Source organism: Neoroseomonas oryzicola (assembly GCF_012163135.1).
In the GTDB taxonomy this organism is placed as follows: Bacteria; Pseudomonadota; Alphaproteobacteria; order Acetobacterales; family Acetobacteraceae; genus Neoroseomonas; species Neoroseomonas oryzicola.
This window is the reverse complement of the sequence record NZ_JAAVUP010000003.1, coordinates 587,321-605,729: the sequence shown is the minus strand read 5'-3', so window position 1 is coordinate 605,729 and position 18,409 is coordinate 587,321. Positions and strand designations below refer to the sequence as shown.

Sequence of the window (18,409 nt, the reverse complement as noted above, 5' to 3'; positions counted from 1 at the left end):
GGGACAACGTTCAATGATGACGACACGACGCGCGGCGATCGCCGCGACGCTGTTGGCACCTGCGCTCGCCCAGGCGCAGGGCGCCTGGCAGCCCACGCGCCCCATCCGCTTCGTCGTGCCCTTCCCCGCCGGCGGCGCGACCGACGTGGTGGCGCGCGTGCTCGGCGAACGCCTGCAGGAGACGTTGGGCCAGCCCGTGGTGGTCGAGAACCGCACCGGCGCCGGCGGCAACATCGGCGTCGAGAACGTCGTCCGCAGCGCGCCCGACGGGACGACGCTGCTGATGGGCACGACCGGCACGCTCACGGTCAATCCGCATCTCTACAGCAATCTCGGCTTCGATCCGCTGCGCGACCTCGCGCCGATCTCGATGGCCTTCACGACGGACCACGTGCTGATCGTGAACCCGAACGTGCAGGCGCAGACGGCGCAGGAGTTCCTCGCGCTGGTGCGGGCGCAGCCGGGGCGGCTGTCCTACGGTTCCGCTGGGTCGGGGTCGTCGACGCATACGGTGCCCGAGCTGTTCCGGCTCGCCGCGCGCGTCGACATCACGCATGTTCCCTATCGCGGCAGCGCGCCGGCGCTGAACGACGTCGTCGCGGGCAATGTGCAGGTGATGCTGGACCAGATCCCGTCCGCGATCGGGCAGATCCAGGCGGGGCGCGTGCGCGCGCTCGCGGTCACCGGCGCGCGGCGCTCCCCCCTGCTGCCCAACGTGCCGACCATGGCCGAGATCGGCCTGCCCGACGCGCAGGCGACATCCTGGGGCGCGGTGATGGCCCCGGGCGGCACGCCCGCGCCGGTCGTCGCGCGCTTCAACGCCGCGATCCGCGAGGCGCTGGCCCAGCAGGCGGTGAAGGACCGGCTCGCCGCGGCGGGCGCGGAAGCAGTGTCCTCGACGCCGGAGGAACTCGCGACCTATCTGCGGGCGGAATCGGAGAAGTGGGCGCGGGTGGTGCGCGAGGCGCGGATCACGGTGAACTGAGGCGGGGGGAGAAGGGAACTTCTCCCCCCGAACCCCCCTCAACCTTCTTTGGGACATGGGAACTGACCGCCGAGGTCAGTCTCCAGAAGACAAAGAAGGTTGGGGGGCACGGGGGGAAGTTCCCTTCCCCCCGCCTACGGCGCCACCAGCATCACCCACAGCGGCAGCGTCAGGATCGACGCGATGTGTTCCGTCGTCGTGATCGCCGCCATCAGCGGCGCATCCCCGCCCAGCGCGCGCGCCATGACGTAGGACGTCGCCGCCGTCGGCAGCGCCATGAAGATCACCGCGACCGCGGTCGCGAGCGGCGGCACGCCGAACAGCGTGCACAGAGCCCAGGTGACGAGCGGCATCACCGTCAGCTTCAGCACGCCCGTCACCGCCTGCACGCCCACGCGGTCGGAAAAGGAGTCGACCGACAGCGCCGCGCCGACGCACAGCAGGCCGAGCGCCACCGATGCGCGGCCCAGCGTCTGCACCGTCGGCGCGATGCCCGGCGGCAGCCCGCCCAGCGCCGCGACGCCGAAGCCGATCGCCACCGCCAGCAGCAGCGGGTTCAGCAGCAATTGCCGCGCGATCATCGCCGGGCGCGGCGGCCCGCGCTGGCCGTCCAGCGCGAAGGCCAGCGTCGTCACCACCTGCACGAAAGGCACGATGATGCCGGTGGCGACCGCCCCGAAGCCGGTGCCCGGCGCGCCGAACAGCGCGCCGACGATGGCGAAGCCCATCAGGTTGTTGAAGCGGATGCCGCCCTGCAGCACCGAGGTCATCGCCGGATGCCCGAGCCCCAGCGCGCGCGCCAGCAGGACCGAGATCACCGTGCCCAGCGCCAGCGCCGTCCAGATCGCCCCAGCGATGCGCCCCAGCGGCAGCTCCGAGAGGTTGAGCGGCGCCAGCGCCGCGACGATGAGGGACGGCAGCAACACCCAGTAGATCAGGCGCTCCATGCCCGCCCAGATGGTGTCGTCCTTCAGCAGGCGGCGCTTCAGCAGCGTGCCGAGCGCCAGCAGCGCGAAGGCAGGAACGAAGGCATCGAGCCAGGCGTACACACGCACCCCGCGGACCAGGTCAGGGCCTTGCTCTTAACGCGCCACGGCGCGCTGCCAAGCCGTCAGGTCCTGCGCGTCGCGCCGAGGTAGGCCGCGATGGAAGCAAGGCAGGCGGCCTCGGTCACCGCGGCCGCACCTTGCGCGCGGGCGGCGGCATGGGCCACGACCATCGCGCCGCGCTCCGGGTAGAGCACGACGTCAAGCCGGCAATCGGCGGCCTCGTAGAGCCAGATCTCGGCCTCGCCCTCGGGCCGACGCAGGGAGGGCTCGCCGAGCATGCGGCGCATCTCCTCCGCGCGGGTTCCCAGCAGCGCGGCGGCCGCGGTCGGCGCGCCCGCGCCGCGCAGCCGCGGCGCCGAGGGCTGCGCCACCGGCAGGCTGGCCGCGGCAGGCGGTGGGGACGGCGTGGCGGGGGACGGGGCGGCAGGTCCCGCGGCCGCGATGCTCGCCCGCGCATTCGCGAAGGCCTGGTGCATGGCGGCGACCGCCTCCTCGTCCGGCCCTTCGGCGCAGGCGAGGAGGAGGACGGGCAGGAGCAGTGCGGCGTGCGCTGCAGCCATCGGCAGGCCGCTCCGGCACGGGGCCGGAGCGTCGGGATCAGGCGTCGGCCGGTTCCGTGCTGCGCGGCGCCGGCGCCATGCGCGGCGTGCTGGCGGAGGCCGCCGGCGTGTCGGAGATCATCTCCATCTTGCCGGAGAGCTGCCCGCCATCCTCGACCGACAGGCGACGGGACCGCGCCGTGCCGATGACCCGGCCGGTGGCGCGGATCGTCAGGCTGCCGGTGGCGTTCAGGACGCCGTCGAAGGTGCCGGCGATCTCGGCGTCCTCGACCTGGGCCTCGCCCTTGAAGACGCCGGAATGGCCGATGACGAGCTCATGCGCCTGCAGCAGCTGGCTTTCCATCGTGCCTTCGATGACGAGGCGCTCGGCCTCGCTGACCGTGCCCTGCAGGCTGATGCCCTTGCCGACCACGAGGGTGCGGCGCTCGGCGGCCTCGACGCGGCCGGTCGGACGGCTCGGGGCCGTGGGCGCGGTCGGCGCGGCGGGCTGGGCGCCCGGCACGCGGGCGACGCCGGCCGAGGCGGGCGGCGAGTTCGGCTTCGGCGCGGCCGGGCCGGTCGAGGCCGGCAACGTCACGCCCGAGGGGCGGAAGGGCGGCACGGCCAGGTCCGGATCGCGGGCCGGGACGACGCTGGCCGGCGCGGCCTCGGCCCCGGTGGCGGCGGCACCCGGTTCATCCTTGCGGCGGAAGAGCGACATGGTGGAGCCCCCTTTGGCGTCGTCGGGTTGCATGAGGCCTCGGGGCTAGCATGCGGACTCGACCGCCCACAACGCCGCCCCTGGGCTTATCCCCAGGATTTACGCGATCACGATGATGTGGACCGCTGCAGCAGGTGCACGGCGGCTGCGGTGCCGATCACCGGCACCAGCAGGTTGAGAAACGGCACCAGCGCCATGCCGGCCAGAATCAGTCCCAGCCCCCAGCCGGACCAGCGGCGCGACCGCCAGGCGGCATGCGATGTACGCGTATCCATGCGGAGCATGGCCGTCTGCACCACCATTCCCGCGCCGAGCGCATAGGCGGAGATCAGCAGCGCCAGGCCGAACCCCAGCAGCGGGATGAAGAACAGCGGCAGCAGCACGATCTGCAGCAACAGCAGCTTCAGCCCGAAGCCGAGTCCGAAGGCGACCTGCGCCGCGATCGAGGCGCCCTTGGCGGGCCGGAGGCCGGGGTAGTGCCGGCGTTCCACCGCGGCCGCGACGGGCTCGACGAGTTGCGAGGCGATCGCCGCCGCGACCGGCAGGAAGAGCCACCAGGCGAGCAGCACGCCGGCGATGCCGCCGCCGATCTCGGCGATCCAGGCGAGCCAGCCCTGTCCGCCCGCGGCCCAGGCCGCCGCCGCGACCGCCCCCCAGGTCAGCAGCCCTAGGGCGACAGCGGCGCCAAGCACGCCGAGGATGAGTGGCCGGCGAAACGCCGGATCGCCGATCTGGCCGAAGGCCAGCAGAACCGCAGCAACCATCCGCCCGCTTTAGCAGGCCCGCCGTGTCCGGACAGGTATCGGTTTCCAAAGGCCTTTCGGCCTTTGGCGGGGGTGCTCGAGGGGGCGGCGCCCCCTCGACCCTTGGCGCCGCGGTGCCCCGGGCGCACATTCCGCCCGCCATGCCCGCCATCCTTCCGCCCTTCGGGCGCCGTGCCGCCCTCGGCCTCGGCCTCGCCGCCACCTCTGCCCCGGCCCGTGCCCAGACCTGGCCCGACCGTCCGCTGCGCCTGATCGTCGGCTATCCCGCCGGCGGCCCCTCGGACGTCTTTGCGCGCCTGGTTGCGGGCCAGATGGGCCCGCGGCTCGGCCAGAACTTCGTGGTCGAGAACCGCCCCGGCGGCGGCGCCGTGCTGGCCAGCGAGACCGCCGCCCGCGCGCCGGCCGACGGGCTGACGCTGCTGCACGTCGACAACGGCATCCTGGTCTACAACCCGGCGCTCTACGCCCGCCTGCCCTACGATCCGGACAAGGACCTTACGGGGGTCGGCTTCATCGGGCGCTTCCCGCTCTACATCGTCTGCCGCGCCGATGCGCCATACCAGGATTTCGCGGCGCTGCTCGCCGCGTCCCGGCGGCGGGCGCCGACCTATGGCAGCCCGGCGGTCGCCTCGCCGCACCATCTCGCGATGGAACTGGTCAAGCGCCGCTCGGGCCTCGCCGCCGAGCACGTGCCCTATCGTGGCGGCCAGGCGGCGATGCAGGACCTGCTCGCCGGCAATGTCGATCTTGTGATGATCGACACCGCGACCGGCCTGCCCTTTATCCGCGACGGCCGCGTCCGCGCCCTCGCCGTGCTGACCGAGACGCGCACGCCCGAGGCGCCGGCGGTGCCGACTATGCGCGAACTCGGACACGACGCGGTGGCCTTCGGCTGGCAGGGGCTGAGCGTGCCCAAGGGCGTGCCGGCGCCGGTGATCCAGCGGCTGAACGCGGAACTGGTCCGGGCCATGGCCTCGGAGGAGCTGCAGGCGCGCACACGGGGCCTCGGCATCCAGACCACGGACTGGTCGGCCGCGGCCTTCGACGCCTTCGTGGCGGAGGAGAACGCGGTCTGGCGGCCGCTGATCCGCGAGCTCGGCATCCGGCTGGATTCTTGACCCGGCGCCCCCGAGGGGCAATCTAGGCGTCATGACACGGCGAGCCTGGATCCTTGGCCTGATGGCCACGGCCGCAGCCCTGCCGGCTTCGGCCTCGGAAGGTGCGGTGCAACGCGCGGGACGCGCGGTGGAACGCGGCGCCAAGCGCACCGGCGAAGCGGTCGAGCGCGGCGCGCAGCGCACCGGATCGGCCCTGGAACGCGCGGCGAACTGGACCGGGGAGCGGCTGCGCCGCGCCGGTCGCTGGGCCTTCGGCGACTGACCGCGCCTGCCCCGTTGTCGCCAAGGGGCCGCGGCATCATCGCGATCTGGAACCGACCCCGAGTGCCGGAGCCTTCGATGCGCCTCGTCCCCGCCGCCGTGATCCTCGCCCTGGCCGCCGCGCCCGCCCTGGCGCAGCAGGCGGGCAGCCTGCCCCCGCCGGTGCCGCGCCCGGCCGAGCCCGCCAGCCCCGGCGCGACCGCCGCCCCCGGTGCGCCGGCCGCACGGCAGCCCGGCCTGGGCGAACGGACCGGCGCGGCCGTGGACCGCGCGGCCGACAGCACCGGCCAGGCGCTGGAACGCGCCGCGGACAGCACCGGCAATGCGCTCGGCCGCGCCATGCGCTGGACCGGGGAGCAGATGCAGGGCGCGGGAGAATGGACCGCCCGGCAGGGCGAACGCATCACCGGCCAGCCCGCGCAGCCGGCGCAACCCGCCCAGCCGGCCCAGCCCGCCCAACCTTCCCGCTGACCAGCCGGTTTCACTTCGAAACGATCCGGTCATTCCCCGGTAAAGCGGTGCGGCGAGGCTCCTCCCGTCCGAGACGGAGAGCCCCATGACCGCCCGCCGCCACCTGATGATGGCTTTTGCCGCCCTGGCCGGCCTCGCCCCCGCCGCGGCCTCGGCGCGGGAGCGCAGCCGGTCCTGGACCGCGGCCGGATCCGGCGGCCGCACCGCCAGCGGTGGCATGACGCGGTCCTATGACCGTTCCTCCGGCGCCTATGCCCGCCAGGCGTCGCAGACCGGCCCGAACGGGCGCACGCGCAGCGCGACCGGGTCGGGCACGGTGCAGGACGGGACCTACAGCGGCACGCGCAGCGTCACGGCGCCGAACGGCAACACGCGGACGACGGATATCGAACTGTCGCGCAACTGACGGCGCCGCGCCGTCACCCCGGATGCAGGTGCGTCGTCGGCAGCCCCACCGCCTCGGCTACCAGGGTCCGGTGGCAGTGGCGCGGATCGTCCTCGAGGCAGAGCAGGCAGACCCTCTCGCGCCGCGCCAGGTCCGAGAGGTTGGCCAGCGCGGCCTGCGCCTCGGTCCCCGCGAGATGCGCGGCGAAGATGCGGCGCATGACCTCGGGGTGGCCGGACCGCACCGCCTGCCGCCCTTCCGCCGGTGTGCCGAGCGCGCGCAGATGGAGATAGCCGATGCCGGCTTCCTCCAGCGCCGCGGACAGGGCGCCCTTGGCGAAGCCCGGCTTGCGGCTGTTGGCGAGCGCCCGGACATCGACCAGGCGCTGCACGCCGGCGGCCTTCAGCGCGGCGATGAGCGTGGCGGGCGTGCCACGCTCATAGCCGATCGTCAGGACCTCGCCGGCGCCGCTCACTTGATGGTCGAGGCGTGGGCGGCGAGGCAGGCGACGTCGAGGATCTGGTTCACCCCCGCCTGCATCGGCACGATCTGCGCCGAATGCGTCAGGCCTGTCAGCAGCGGGCCGATCACCGTAGCGCTGGTCAGCCGCGGCACCGACCGCGTCAGGATGTGCGCGGCGTGCAGGCCCGGCATGATCAGGATGTTCGCCGGCCCGGTGAGGCGCGAGAAGGGATAGAGGGCGGCCCGCAGCCCCGGATCGAGCGCCACGTCCGCCGCCATCTCCCCGTCGAACTCGAAATCCGCGCCCCGTTCGGTGAGCAGCTTCACCGCGTCGCGGATGGATCCCGGGATGGTCCCGCGCGGATCGCCGAAGGTCGAGAAGGACAGGAACGCGACGCGCGGTTCGAGGCCGAGCCGGCGCGCCGCCGCGGCCGATCCGCGCGCGATGCCCGCGAGCGTCTCGGCATCCGGGCGTTCGTGCACCGCCGTGTCGGCCACCAGCACGGTGCCGGCGCGGCGGGAGACGATGATGGACAGCCCGAAGACGACGCGTCCCGGCACCTGGTCGATCGCCATGGAGATGCCCTCCATCGCCACCGAGAAGGACCGCGTGCTGCCCGTCACGATCGCATCCGCATCGCCGTTCGCGACCATGCAGGCGGCGAAGACGTTGCGGTCCTGGTTCACCAGGCGCTGGCAGTCGCGCAGCAGGAAGCCGTCGCGCTGGCGCTTGGCATACAGGTATTCGGCATAGCGGCGATTGGAATCCGACAGCCGCGCATTGTGGATCTCGATCCCCGCCGGTAGCGGGATGCCCAGCGCGGCGGTGATGGCGTTGATGCGGTCCTCGCGCCCGACCAGCACCGGCGTGCCGTAGCCGGCGTTGCGGAAGGCGATCGCGGCGCGGATCACCTTCTCCTCCTCGCCCTCGGCGAAGACGACGCGGCGGGGGTTGTTGCGCACGGATTCCGAGATCGCCTCGAGCGCGCCGACCGTGGCGTCGAGCCGGTTCGCGAGGTCCCGCGCATAGCGCTGCAGATCCATGATCGGCCGGCGCGCCACGCCGCTGTCCATCGCCGCCTTGGCGACGGCGGGCGAGACGCGGGAGATCAGCCGCGGGTCGAAGGCGTTGGGGATGATGTATTCGGGGCCGAAGCGCAGCGCCTTGCCCGCGCCGGCGCCCGCCACCTCCTCCGGCACATCCTCGCGCGCCAGCATCGCCAGGGCCTGGGCGGCGGCGATCTTCATCGCGTCGTTGATGGTGGACGCGCGGACGTCGAGCGCGCCGCGGAAGATGAAGGGGAAGCCGAGGACGTTGTTGACCTGGTTCGGGTAGTCCGACCGCCCCGTCGCGATGATGCAGTCCGGCCGCGCGGCGCGCGCCTCGTCCGGCGTGATCTCGGGGTCGGGGTTGGCCATGGCGAAGATGATCGGCTTCGGCGCCATGGCACGGACCATGTCGGGCGTCAGCGCGCCCTTCACCGAGAGGCCGAAGAAGACGTCGGCGCCGTCCAGCGCCTGGGCCAGGGTCCGCGCGGAGGTCGTCACCGCATGGGCGGACTTCCACTGGTTCATGCCCTCGGTGCGGCCACGGTAGATGACGCCCTTGGTGTCGCAGAGCATGACGTTCTCGGGCCGCATGCCCATCGCCTTCACCAGCTCGGCGCAGGCGATCGAGGCCGCGCCGGCGCCGTTGATGACAAGGCGCGTGGTGGCGATGTCGCGCCCGGTCAGGTGGATGGCGTTGATCAGGCCGGCGGCGGCGACGATGGCGGTCCCGTGCTGGTCGTCGTGGAAGACCGGGATGTCCATCAGCTCGCGCAGGCGCTGCTCGATGACGAAGCACTCCGGCGCCTTGATGTCCTCGAGGTTGATGCCCCCGAAGGAGGGTGCGAGGTAGCGCACCGAGTTGACGAAGGCGTCCACGTCCTCGGTGTCGACACACAGGTCGATGCCGTCGACATCCGCGAAGCGCTTGAACAGCGCGACCTTGCCTTCCATCACCGGCTTCGACGCCAGCGCACCGAGGTTGCCGAGGCCGAGCACCGCCGTGCCGTTCGAGATGACGGCGACGAAGTTCCCCTTCGCCGTGTAGTCGTAGGCGAGCTTGGGGTCGCGGTGGATGTGCAGGCAGGGCTCGGCGACGCCCGGCGAATAGGCCAGCGAGAGGTCGCGCGCGGTGATCAGCGGCTTGGTCAGGCGGATCTCGAGCTTGCCGGGCCGGCCCTCGGCATGCAGGGCAAGCGCCTCCTCGGCCGTCACGCGGGTGGTGCGCGTGTCCTCGGCGGGCGGCTGCTTCACGTCGTCCATGGTGCGATTCGTTCCAGGTGATCAGCGTTGGAAAGACACCATTCTGCCGCCCCGCGGAAGGCGCGGCGACCCCCCGGCTTCGCAGGCGCGGTAGGGCTTTGCGGGGCTAAGCGGGCCTACCCCGCCCCGGCGGCGCGCCAGGCGGTCTCGTAGTGGCCGACCACCGCGCGCAGCGCCGCGCCGATGCCGGCATAGGCCTCGCAGGGCAGGTTGGCGAAGGACACGCGCGCCGACCATCCCGGGGCATGGAAGCCGCCGCCGGGCAGCAGCACGATCCCGTGCTCCTCCGCCAGGCGGAAGGCGATGTCGAGCGGATGGACATTCGCCCGCATCCAGGCCGCCACCGCCTCCCCCAGATGGGTGCGCATCCAGAAATCGAGGTCGAGCAGCCCGTAATAGTGGTCGAAGAGCGGGTTGCGCTCCGGATCGAAGCCGAGCGCGCCCGCGAAGGCGGCCGAGCGCCGATGCAGCAGCGCATTCACCGCGCGGCGGTAGTCCTGGTCGCCATCGGTCAGTTCCGCCAGCGCGAAGAGCGTCATCATCGCCTGCTGCGGCAGGGAGAGCCCGGCGGTGTGGTTCAACGCCACGTCGCGGCTGTCGGCAACCATGCGGTCGATGAAGCGCATCTCCCGCGGCGCCGGGGAGAGCGAGGCGTAGCGCGCCTCCGCCAGCGCCCCTGGCTGCGCCGCCAGCGCGGCGTCGACCACGTTGTCCCGCGCCACCGCGACGACGCCGAGCCGCCACCCGGTGCAGCCGAAGTATTTCGAGAAGGAGTAGAGCGCGACGGTGTTACGCGGCAGTTCGGAGAACAGCGAACGGAAGCCCGGCACGAAGGTCGCGTAGACGTCGTCGGTGACGATCAGCAGGTCGGGCCGCTTCCCGCGCACGATGGCCGCGATCCGCGCCATGCCCTCCGGCGCGATGGCGACCGAGGTGGGGTTGCCCGGATTGACCAGCAGCAGCGCCTTGATCGACGGATCCTCGAGCAGCCGCAGCGAGGCCTCGGGATACTGGAAGCGCCGATCCCCGGCCGCTTCCATCGGCAGCACGCGCAGCGCGTAGTCGGCGAGGTGCGGGATCTCGAGATAGGGCGTGAAGACCGGCGTGCCGATGGCGATCGCATCGCCCGGCGCGAGCAGCCCGTTCGCCCGCAGGGACCGGAAGACGTCGCAGATGCCTGCCGTCCCGCCCTCGGTGGCGAAGAGGTCGAAGGGCGCCTCGGGCCCGCCGAGCACGAGGCGCAGATAGGCGGCGACGATGCGCTCGGCCTGCGGCAGCATCCGCGGCGGCTGCGGATAGGTGTCGCCGAGCGTCGCGCAGGCGAGTTCATGCACCAGCGCATCGGGGTCGCCGCCCGCGCCGTCGACCGCGGCGCGCAGCAGGTCCGCGCCGGGCGGGCCGTCGGCCAGGGCGGCGGCGAGGCGGGCGGCGATGCCCTCCCGCGCCGGCGCCGCGGCCAGGCCCTCGGCGAATTCGCCGCCACGGCGGCAGTCCTGCAGGGCGAAGCGGCCCAGGGTGAAGAAGGCCTCGCGCGGGCGCGTCGCGATCCAGTTCGGATTGCCGCGCCCGGCATTGAGGAAGACCCGGCCGCGATGGGCGCGGCGGATCAGCTCGTCCTTGATCTCGAACGGGCTCATCCGCTCGAAGCGGCGGAAGGCCTCGGCCTCCATCGCCGCGCGCTACCCCCGCCGCACGTTCCACGGATAGGGCGAGGAGCCCTCCAGGATGCCGCTGATGTCGCGGCGGAAGGCGGTGCGGATGCGGAACTGCCCGAGCGGAACGAAGGAGACGTCCTCGAGCGCGAGCGTGCCGAGCTCGGTCGCCAGCGCCTTCTGCCGGTCCGCGTCGGTGGCGAAGAGCCAGGCCTCGGCGAGTTCCTCGGCGCGGTCGTTGCGCCACCAGCCGAACCACCCGCGCAGCCCCTGCCCGCGCACCAGGAAGGACAGCGCGGGATTGGCCCAGGCCGTGGCGCCGCCGGTCGTGTGCAGCATCGACCAGCCGCCCTTGTCGATCGTCTCGCGGTTGTTGCGGCGCTGGACCACGGTGCCCCAGTCGGTCTCGGCCAGTTCGATGTTCATGCCGATGCGCTTCAGCCGGTCGGCGGAGACCTGGCCGAGCGGGCCGATGTCGGGGAAGTCGGTCGGGTTGATGATGACCGCCTTCTGATCGGCGTAGCCGGCCTCCCGCAGCGCGGCGCGCGCGCGGTCGAGGTTCCCGGGCATCATCGCCTCGCCCTCGTCGCGGTAATAGGGCGTGCCGCGCGGCCAGAGGCTGCGGCAGAGGTCCCAGTCCTCCCGCGCATCGCCGCGCGAGGCGCGCATGTATTCCTCCTGCGCGACGGACAGCCGCACCGCCTTGCGGACGCGCGGATCGTCGAAGGGCGGATGCAGGCAGTTCATGCGCATCACCGCGAGGCGCCCGAGCGGGTCGGTCACCTCGCGCCGCACGTCGCGCGACCGGGCGAGCAGCGGGCCGAGGTCGGGGTGCGGGCGCTCCCACCAGTCCATCTCGCCGTTCTGCAGCGCGGCCGCGGCGGTCGCGGCATCGGGCAGGATGTGCCACTCGATGCGCTGGAAGTTCGCGACCTTGGCACCCGAGGTCCAGGACGGCGCCTCCTGCCGCGGCACGTAGCCGGCGAACTTCTCGTAGACCACCTTGCTGCCGGAATTGTACTCGCCGGGCAGGAAGCGGAAGGGGCCGGAGCCGACCACCTCGGTCACCGCGCGGCCCGGATCGGTGCTGGCCAGGCGCTCGGGCATGATGAACAGCGTCGAGGAATCGGGCTTGGCGAGCGCGTCGAGCATCAGCGGGAAGCTGCGCTTCAGCCGCACCTGGAAGGTGCGGTCGTCGACGGCGCTCCATTCCTCCGTCACGCGGGCGAGGAGTTGCCCGAAGGGCTCGCGCGCGCACCAGCGCTTGATCGAGGCGATGCAGTCCGCGGAGCGGACCGGCGTGTCGTCGTGGAAGCGCAGCCCGGGACGCAGGCGGAACTTCCAGGTCAGCCCGTCGGCGGAGGTCTCGTGCGCCTCGACCATCTGGGGCTTGGGCGCCAGCTTCTCGTCCACGCCGTAGAGCGTGTCGTAGACGTAGTAGCCGTGGTTGCCGGTGACGGTCGCCGTGGTGAAGATCGGGTCGAGCACGCTGAGATTGGCCTGCGGGATGAAGCGCAGCGTGCTGGCGCGGCTGTTCTGGCCGAGCGCGGGCGCGGCGAGCATCCCCGCGGCGCCGGCGGCGAACAGGGTACGGCGACGGATCATGGACATCCTCCTCGGGCGTCGTGGCGCGCCCTCCCGGGGCAGGCTAGGCCGCGGGCGGAGGAAGGGGAACCCGCGCGTCAGGCGGCGTTGGACGGGTCCGTCATGTCGAAGGTCAGTTCCACCCGCAGCCCGAACGGGTCGGTGAGGAAGAGCTGGTGCAGCGGGAAGCCGGGCAGCGGCGCCTCGGCATAGGCGATCTTGCGGTCGGCCAGCGCCGCCCGCACCCCGGGCAGGTCCTTCGCGCGGAAGGCGATGTGCTCGAAGGAGGCGCCATGGGCCGGGCCTTCCGGCGGCCCGACCGTGTCGCGGGAGGCGAGGTGCAGGATCGGCCGCCCCCCGGCATAGAGCCAATGCCCCGGGAAATCGAAGTTCGGCCGCGGCCCTTCCTGCAGGCCCAGCAGGTCGCGATAGAAGGCCAGAGCGGCTGGCAGGTCCTGCGGACGGCACCGCAGGTTCGCGTGGTCGAGCCCTTCGAGCTGCATCTCGCCCTCCCTCATCGCCGGTTTCCGGTCTAGAGCCAGGGCATGTCAGCCCCCTCGCCCCTCGAGAGCAAGCCGATTCCACCCGCCGAGGGCGCGACCCCGGCGCTGGCGCAATGGTTCGTCGCCAAGGCCGCGCATCCGGACGCGCTGATCTTCTTCCGCATGGGCGACTTCTTCGAGATGCTGTTCGGCGATGCCGAGATCGCCGCCGCGGCGCTCGACATCGCGCTGTCCTACCGGGGCGAGCATCGCGGCGAGAAGGTCGCGCTGTGCGGCGTGCCGGCCCATGCGGTGGAATCCTACCTCGCGAAACTGATCCGCCAGGGCTTCCGCGTCGCCATCTGCGACCAGACCGAGACGCCCGAGGAGCAGAAGCGCCGCAAGGCGCCGACCATCCGGCGCGAGGTGGTGCGGATCGTCACCCCCGGCACGGTGACCGAGGAATCGCTGCTCGAGGCCTCGCGCCCCGCCTGGCTGCTGGCCCTCGCGCCGGCGGAGGATCGGCTGGGGGCCGCCTGGCTCGACGTGACCACCGGCGCCTTCGGCACCGAGAGCCTGGCCGCCGTGGACCTGGCCGCGCTGCTGGCCCGGCTCGAACCCGCGGAGATCCTCGCGCCCGAGGACCTGGCCCGCAGCCCGGCGCTGCTGATGCTCGCCGAACGCACCGCCCATGTCGCGCCCCCGCGCGACGGGACACGGCGGCTCGCGGAGGCTTTCGGCGTCTCGACGCTGGAAGGCTTCGGCGCCTTCGTACCCGAGGAAGTCGCCGCAGCGGCGATGGCGGTGGACTATGTGCGGCTGACCCAGGCGGGTGCGCTGCCGCGCCTCGCGCCGCCGGTGCCCTCGGGCGGGCGCGGCGTGCTGCAGATGGACGGCGCGACGCGCCGCAGCCTCGAGATCCTGCGCAGCGAGCGCGGCGACCCGCGCCATTCGCTGCTCGGCGCGGTGGACCGCACGGTGACGGCGGCCGGCGCGCGGGAACTCGCCGCGCGGCTCGCCGCACCGCTGGCCGAGGCGGCGCCGATCGCCGCGCGCCACGACGCGGTGGATTTCCTGCTGGCGGCCGAGGCGGTGCGCGGCGCGCTGCGCGCGGCGCTGAAGGGGGCGCCAGACATGGCCCGCGCGCTGGCGCGGCTGTCGCTGGATCGCTTCGCGCCGCGCGACCTCGGCGCCATCCGCGACGGGCTGGGGCGGGCCGAGGCCATGGCGGCCGCACTCGATGCCGTGACCGCCGCACCGCCGATCCCGCCGCTGGTCGTTGCCGCGCGCACCGCGCTGGTGCCGGCCGACGGCCCGCGCGCCGAACTCGCCCGCGCGCTGGCCGACCCGCTGCCCGCGCGGCTCGAGGATGGCGGCCTGGTGGCCACCGGCTATGACGGGGAACTCGATGCCCTGCGGCGCCTGCGGGACGGCGCGCGGGACGCGATCGCGGCCCTGCAGATGGACCTGGCCCAGGCCTGGGGCGTGGCGAGCCTGAAGATCCGCCACCACCAGCAATTCGGCTTCCTCGCGGAAGTGCCCGCCGCCGCCGGGGAGAAGCTGCTGCGCGAAGGTGCGAAGGACGGCCCGCACGCGCCGGTCCATCGCCAGACCATGGCGAATGCGATGCGCTTCACCTGCACCGCGCTCGCCGAACTGGACCGCCGCGTGGCGGAGGCCGGGGAGCAGGCGGCGAAGCGGGAACGCATGGTCGCGCAGCATCTGCGCCGGCTGTGCCTCGCCGCCGCGCCTGGCATCGCGTCGACTGCGGCGGCGATGGCGGAACTCGACGTCCATGCCGCGGCGGCCGAACTGGCCGCCGACGGGACCTGGTGCCGACCGGAGGTGACCGACCGCGCGGACTTCGCCGTGGTGGCGGGCCGCCATCCGGTGGTGGAAGCCGCCCTCGCCCGCGCGCGCGGCCCGGCCTTCGTGCCGAACGATTGCGACCTCTCGGCGGGGCGGCGGCTCTGCCTGCTCACCGGCCCGAACATGGCCGGCAAGTCGACCTTCCTGCGGCAGAACGCGCTGCTGGTCATCCTCGCCCAGGCGGGGCTCTTCGTGCCGGCGGAACGCGCCCGGCTGGGGCTCACGGACCGCCTGTTCTCCCGCGTCGGCGCGGCGGACGACATCGCCGGCGGCCGGTCGACCTTCATGGTCGAGATGGCCGAGACGGCGGCGATCCTGAACCAGGCGACCTCGCGATCGCTTGTCGTGCTGGATGAGGTCGGGCGTGGCACCGCGACCTGGGACGGGCTCGCCATCGCCTGGTCGGTGCTGGAGGCGCTGCACGACCGCATCCGCTGCCGCACCATCTTCGCCACCCATTTCCATGAATTGACGGCGCTGGCGGGCAAACTTCCGGAACTCGCGCCCGCCCACATGCAGGTGCGCGAATGGCGCGGCGAGGTGGTCTTCGAGCACCGCGTGGGCCCGGGCGCGGCCGAGAAATCCTGGGGCGTGCACGTCGCCCGCCTGGCCGGGGTGCCGCGCCCGGTGCTGATGCGCGCGCAGGAAGTGCTGAAGGCGCTGGAAGCCCGGGCGCGCGGCCTCGATCCGCTGTCGGACGAACTGCCGCTGTTCGCCCGGCCCGCCGCCGCGCCGCCGGCCGAGGCCCCGGCCGCGAGCCCCGCGCTCGCCGCACTGGCGGAGATCGATGCGGACTCGCTCAGCCCGCGAGAGGCGCTCGATGCGATCTACCGCCTGAAATCGCTGCTGGGGCCTGTCCCTCCCGGCGCGGAGTAGATAGTCTACGGATCGATGACATCCCTGGACGACGCCGGCCCGACCGCTGGATCCGCCGAGGGTCCGGCCCCCCGGCCGGCTCCCGTGGCGGGGGAACCCCCTGTCGTCTTCGCCTCGCTGATCGCCGACCTGATGCCCAATGGCCGGCCGGTGCCGCGCGACGAAGCCGTGACGCTGCTGCGCCGCCATCTCGGCCGCATCCAGAACCGCGTCCAGCAGGCCTTCGAGGCGCACGACATCTCCGGCCTCGCCGCCGCGCGCTGGCTCGCTGCCATGACCGACACGGTGATGGTCGGCATCCACGCCTACACCGAGGCGACGATCCCGCCCGCGCCCGGCGACAAGCCCTGGGCGCTGGTCGCGACCGGCGGCTACGGGCGCGGCGTGCTCGCCCCCTTCTCGGACATCGACCTGCTGTTCCTGACCGATGCGGCGATGAGCCCGCGCGGCAAGCAGTCGGTCGAGTTCATGCTCTACCTGCTGTGGGACCTCGGGCTGAAGGTCGGGCACGCCACGCGGTCGCGCCATGACTGCCTGGTGGATGCCAAGGGCGACGCGACGGTGCTGACCGCGCTGCTCGACGCCCGTCACATCGCCGGCGAGGCCGGCATCTTCGAACGCTTCGCCGAGGCCTTCCGCAAGGCGCGCGCGGAATGGGGCCTCAAGCCCTTCCTCGCGGCCAAGCGCGCCGAGCGCCACCAGCGCCACGCCCGCTACGGCGAGAGCGCCTTCCTGGTCGAACCCCACGTCAAGGAAGGTCGCGGCGGACTGCGCGACCTGCAGACGCTCTACTGGCTCGCGCGCTATGCCTTCAACGTGCAGCGCATGCCCGAGCTGGTCGGCGCGCACACGCCGGGCGGCGGCCTGCTGCTGCCCGAGGAGGCGCGCGCCATCAAGCGCGCCTGGGACTTCTTCTGGACCGTCCGCTTCCACCTGCACCTGGTGACCGGCCGCGCCGAGGAACGCCTGACCTTCGACCTGCAGCCCGTCGTCGGCGCCCGCATGGGCTACACGCGCCACGGCCTGCAGGACGGCGTCGAACGCTTCATGAAGCACTTCTTCCTCAACGTCCGGGAAGTCGCGCGCTTCACCCGCATCCTGGAACCGGCGATCGAGCGCGCCTCGCTCGGCCCGCCCGCCGTGGTGCCGGCCTCGGACAAGGCGCTGACCGAGGCGGGCTTCGCGCTTGCCGACGGCAAGATCATCGCGGCCCCGGGCCACGACTTCACCATCGACCCGGTGCTGATGCTGCGGATCTTCCGCATGGCGCGGGACCGCGGGCTCGACATCCATCCGCTCGCCTTCCGCGCCATCGTCCGCCATGCGCGCCACGTCGCGCGGCTGCGCGGGGAGAAGGAGGCGAGTGCCGAGTTTCTCGACCTGCTTTCGGGCCGCGATCCGGCGACCTGGCTCAGGCTGCTGAACGAGGCCGGGCTGATCTCCCGCCTGCTGCCGGACTGGCAGCGCATCGTCGGGCTGATGCAGTTCGACACCTACCATGTCTACACCGTCGACGAGCACACCATCGAGGCGGTGGGCGTGCTCGGCGCGCTCGAGCGCAACGAGCTCGGCGAAATCGCCCCGGTCGCCTCGGAACTGATCGGGCAGCTGCAGTCGCGCCGCGCGCTCTATGTCGCGGTGCTGCTGCACGACATCGCGAAGGGCCGCGGCGGCGACCATTCCGAGACCGGCGCGCAGCTCGCCCAGCAGATCTGCCCGCTGCTCGGCCTGACGCCGGAGGAGACCGAGACCGTCTCCTGGCTCGTGCTGCATCACCTGCTGATCAGCCAGACCGCCTTCAAGCGCGACATCGAGGACCCCAAGACCATCCTCGACATCGCCGAGGTGGTTCAGTCGCCCGAACGGCTCCGCCTGCTGCTGGTCCTCACGGTCGCGGACATGCGCGCCGTCGGGCCGAAGGTGTGGAACAACTGGAAGGCGACGCTGCTGCGCGAGCTGTACTGGCGCGTGGCCGAAGTGCTCGCCGGTGGGCTCTCGGTGCCCGAGCGCGACGTGCGCGTCGCCCGCGCCAAGGAAGCCGCGGCACTTCTGCTCGCCGACCGGCCCAAGGCCGAGGTCGATGCCTTCCTCGAGCTCGGCTACCCCGGCTACTGGCTGTCCTTCGACCCCGAGACCCATGCCCGCCACGCCGCCATGATCCAGGAGGCGAAGGAGGAGAAGGCGCCGCTCACGGTCCGCACCCGCGTCCTCGACAGCCGCGCGGTGACCGAGGTGACGGTCTACTGCACCGACCATCCGGGCCTGTTCAGCAAGATCGCGGGCGCGCTCGCGGTCGCGGGCGCATCGATCGTCGATGCGCGCATCCACACCATGACCGACGGCATGGCGCTCGACACCTTCTGGGTGCAGGACGCCCAGGGCGGCGCCTTCGAGGCACCGCACCGCCTCGCGCGGCTGTCCGTGCTGATCGAGCAGGCGCTGTCGGGCCGGCTGCGGCTGCGCGACGAGATCCGCAAGCTGAAGCGCGAACCCGCGCGGCTGCGCGCCGTGACCGTCCCGCCGCGCGTCGTGATCGACAACCACGCATCCAACACCCACACCGTCATCGAGGTGAACGGGCGCGACCGGCCGGGCCTGCTGCACGACGTCACGGCGGCGATCAGCGACCAGGGGCTGCAGATCGCCTCGGCGCACATCACCACCTATGGCGTGCGCGCGGTCGACGTCTTCTACGTGAAGGACGTCTTCGGCCTGAAGGTCGAGAACGAGCGCAAGCTCGGCACGCTGCGCAAGGCGCTGGAGAAGGCGCTGGAAAGCGCGGAGGCGCCGGGCGGTGGCGGCGTGGGGCCGCGGGCAGCGGCGGAGAAGGCCTGAAGCCGACGCCGCGCCTTCAGGCGCAATCGACGCTCATCCCCTCCGC

At 72.8% G+C, this 18,409-nt stretch carries 16 protein-coding genes; 7 read left to right on the top strand and 9 right to left on the bottom strand.

The window, feature by feature from the left end:
* The first annotated feature begins 13 nt into the window (after nt 1-13).
* Nucleotides 14-985 carry a Bug family tripartite tricarboxylate transporter substrate binding protein gene (locus GWK15_RS14425; RefSeq protein WP_245211636.1) on the top strand — a complete coding sequence of 324 codons (972 nt, stop codon included), beginning with the start codon at nt 14-16 and terminating at the stop codon, nt 983-985.
* Nucleotides 986-1,119: 134 nt separating this feature from the next.
* On the opposite strand, the gene GWK15_RS26335 is transcribed toward GWK15_RS14425, so the two are convergent.
* The 4 genes from GWK15_RS26335 to GWK15_RS14405 all read right to left on the bottom strand — a co-directional run bounded on the left by GWK15_RS26335 (nt 1,120) and on the right by GWK15_RS14405 (nt 4,058).
* Nucleotides 1,120-2,040 carry an AEC family transporter gene (locus GWK15_RS26335; RefSeq protein ID WP_338147256.1) on the bottom strand — a complete coding sequence of 307 codons (921 nt, stop codon included), beginning with the start codon at nt 2,038-2,040 and terminating at the stop codon, nt 1,120-1,122.
* Between the two features lie 56 nt (nt 2,041-2,096).
* The gene (locus tag GWK15_RS14415; protein WP_168042018.1) at nt 2,097-2,594 is read right to left on the bottom strand and encodes a hypothetical protein; all 498 of its coding nucleotides are present in this window, start codon (nt 2,592-2,594) and stop codon (nt 2,097-2,099) included.
* Nucleotides 2,595-2,631: 37 nt separating this feature from the next.
* Nucleotides 2,632-3,294, bottom strand: a complete 663-nt coding sequence (locus GWK15_RS14410; RefSeq protein ID WP_168042017.1) for a polymer-forming cytoskeletal protein — start codon at nt 3,292-3,294, stop codon at nt 2,632-2,634.
* A gap of 107 nt (nt 3,295-3,401) precedes the next feature.
* Entirely contained in the window at nt 3,402-4,058 is a 657-nt protein-coding gene (locus tag GWK15_RS14405) for an EI24 domain-containing protein (protein WP_168042016.1), read from the bottom strand.
* A 140-nt stretch (nt 4,059-4,198) separates the two neighbouring features.
* Here GWK15_RS14405 and GWK15_RS14400 point away from each other — a divergent pair, with 140 nt between their 5' ends.
* The 4 genes from GWK15_RS14400 (at nt 4,199) to GWK15_RS14385 (ending at nt 6,314) form a co-directional block, all read left to right on the top strand.
* Nucleotides 4,199-5,176, top strand: a complete 978-nt coding sequence (locus GWK15_RS14400) for a Bug family tripartite tricarboxylate transporter substrate binding protein (RefSeq protein ID WP_168042015.1) — start codon at nt 4,199-4,201, stop codon at nt 5,174-5,176.
* Between the two features lie 61 nt (nt 5,177-5,237).
* Nucleotides 5,238-5,438 carry a hypothetical protein gene (locus tag GWK15_RS14395; RefSeq protein WP_168042014.1) on the top strand — a complete coding sequence of 67 codons (201 nt, stop codon included), beginning with the start codon at nt 5,238-5,240 and terminating at the stop codon, nt 5,436-5,438.
* Nucleotides 5,439-5,515: 77 nt separating this feature from the next.
* Nucleotides 5,516-5,908, top strand: coding sequence for a hypothetical protein (locus GWK15_RS14390; RefSeq protein ID WP_168042013.1), 393 nt, complete (start codon nt 5,516-5,518; stop codon nt 5,906-5,908).
* Between the two features lie 85 nt (nt 5,909-5,993).
* Nucleotides 5,994-6,314 (top strand): hypothetical protein, encoded by a 321-nt coding sequence (locus GWK15_RS14385; RefSeq protein ID WP_168042012.1) that lies wholly within the window; start codon nt 5,994-5,996, stop codon nt 6,312-6,314.
* A 13-nt stretch (nt 6,315-6,327) separates the two neighbouring features.
* Here GWK15_RS14385 and GWK15_RS14380 read toward each other — a convergent pair whose 3' ends face one another.
* From GWK15_RS14380 to GWK15_RS14360, 5 genes are all read right to left on the bottom strand, one after another.
* Nucleotides 6,328-6,768, bottom strand: a complete 441-nt coding sequence (locus tag GWK15_RS14380; RefSeq protein WP_168042011.1) for a DUF488 family protein, N3 subclade — start codon at nt 6,766-6,768, stop codon at nt 6,328-6,330.
* On the bottom strand, nt 6,765-9,065 hold the full coding sequence (locus GWK15_RS14375; RefSeq protein WP_168042010.1) for an NADP-dependent malic enzyme: 2,301 nt from the start codon (nt 9,063-9,065) through the stop codon (nt 6,765-6,767). Before GWK15_RS14375 ends, GWK15_RS14380 begins: the two co-directional genes overlap by 4 nt.
* 116 nt (nt 9,066-9,181) lie before the next feature.
* A complete protein-coding gene (locus GWK15_RS14370) occupies nt 9,182-10,735 on the bottom strand; it encodes a bifunctional aspartate transaminase/aspartate 4-decarboxylase (RefSeq protein ID WP_168042009.1) in 1,554 nt (517 codons plus the stop codon).
* 9 nt (nt 10,736-10,744) lie between these two features.
* Complete coding sequence (locus tag GWK15_RS14365) at nt 10,745-12,322, bottom strand: ABC transporter substrate-binding protein (RefSeq protein WP_168042008.1); 1,578 nt, start codon at nt 12,320-12,322, stop codon at nt 10,745-10,747.
* A gap of 77 nt (nt 12,323-12,399) precedes the next feature.
* Nucleotides 12,400-12,819 carry a VOC family protein gene (locus tag GWK15_RS14360; RefSeq protein WP_168042007.1) on the bottom strand — a complete coding sequence of 140 codons (420 nt, stop codon included), beginning with the start codon at nt 12,817-12,819 and terminating at the stop codon, nt 12,400-12,402.
* Nucleotides 12,820-12,846: 27 nt separating this feature from the next.
* On the opposite strand from GWK15_RS14360, the gene mutS reads away from it, so the two are divergent.
* Entirely contained in the window at nt 12,847-15,528 is a 2,682-nt protein-coding gene (mutS, locus tag GWK15_RS14355) for a DNA mismatch repair protein MutS (protein ID WP_168042006.1), read from the top strand.
* A gap of 15 nt (nt 15,529-15,543) precedes the next feature.
* Complete coding sequence (locus tag GWK15_RS14350) at nt 15,544-18,363, top strand: [protein-PII] uridylyltransferase (protein WP_168042005.1); 2,820 nt, start codon at nt 15,544-15,546, stop codon at nt 18,361-18,363.
* Nucleotides 18,364-18,409: the final 46 nt, after the last annotated feature.

What these genes read in the sequence shown, in the direction of transcription:
- GWK15_RS14425 (WP_245211636.1), top strand. Translation starts at nt 14, where the DNA reads ATGATGACGACACGACGCGCGGCGATCGCCGCGACGCTGTTGGCACCT.
- GWK15_RS14415 (WP_168042018.1), bottom strand. Translation starts at nt 2,594, where the DNA reads ATGGCTGCAGCGCACGCCGCACTGCTCCTGCCCGTCCTCCTCCTCGCC.
- GWK15_RS14410 (WP_168042017.1), bottom strand. Translation starts at nt 3,294, where the DNA reads ATGTCGCTCTTCCGCCGCAAGGATGAACCGGGTGCCGCCGCCACCGGG.
- GWK15_RS14405 (WP_168042016.1), bottom strand. Translation starts at nt 4,058, where the DNA reads ATGGTTGCTGCGGTTCTGCTGGCCTTCGGCCAGATCGGCGATCCGGCG.
- GWK15_RS14400 (WP_168042015.1), top strand. Translation starts at nt 4,199, where the DNA reads ATGCCCGCCATCCTTCCGCCCTTCGGGCGCCGTGCCGCCCTCGGCCTC.
- GWK15_RS14395 (WP_168042014.1), top strand. Translation starts at nt 5,238, where the DNA reads ATGGCCACGGCCGCAGCCCTGCCGGCTTCGGCCTCGGAAGGTGCGGTG.
- GWK15_RS14390 (WP_168042013.1), top strand. Translation starts at nt 5,516, where the DNA reads ATGCGCCTCGTCCCCGCCGCCGTGATCCTCGCCCTGGCCGCCGCGCCC.
- GWK15_RS14385 (WP_168042012.1), top strand. Translation starts at nt 5,994, where the DNA reads ATGACCGCCCGCCGCCACCTGATGATGGCTTTTGCCGCCCTGGCCGGC.
- GWK15_RS14375 (WP_168042010.1), bottom strand. Translation starts at nt 9,065, where the DNA reads ATGGACGACGTGAAGCAGCCGCCCGCCGAGGACACGCGCACCACCCGC.
- GWK15_RS14370 (WP_168042009.1), bottom strand. Translation starts at nt 10,735, where the DNA reads ATGGAGGCCGAGGCCTTCCGCCGCTTCGAGCGGATGAGCCCGTTCGAG.
- GWK15_RS14365 (WP_168042008.1), bottom strand. Translation starts at nt 12,322, where the DNA reads ATGATCCGTCGCCGTACCCTGTTCGCCGCCGGCGCCGCGGGGATGCTC.
- GWK15_RS14360 (WP_168042007.1), bottom strand. Translation starts at nt 12,819, where the DNA reads ATGAGGGAGGGCGAGATGCAGCTCGAAGGGCTCGACCACGCGAACCTG.
- mutS (WP_168042006.1), top strand. Translation starts at nt 12,847, where the DNA reads ATGTCAGCCCCCTCGCCCCTCGAGAGCAAGCCGATTCCACCCGCCGAG.
- GWK15_RS14350 (WP_168042005.1), top strand. Translation starts at nt 15,544, where the DNA reads ATGACATCCCTGGACGACGCCGGCCCGACCGCTGGATCCGCCGAGGGT.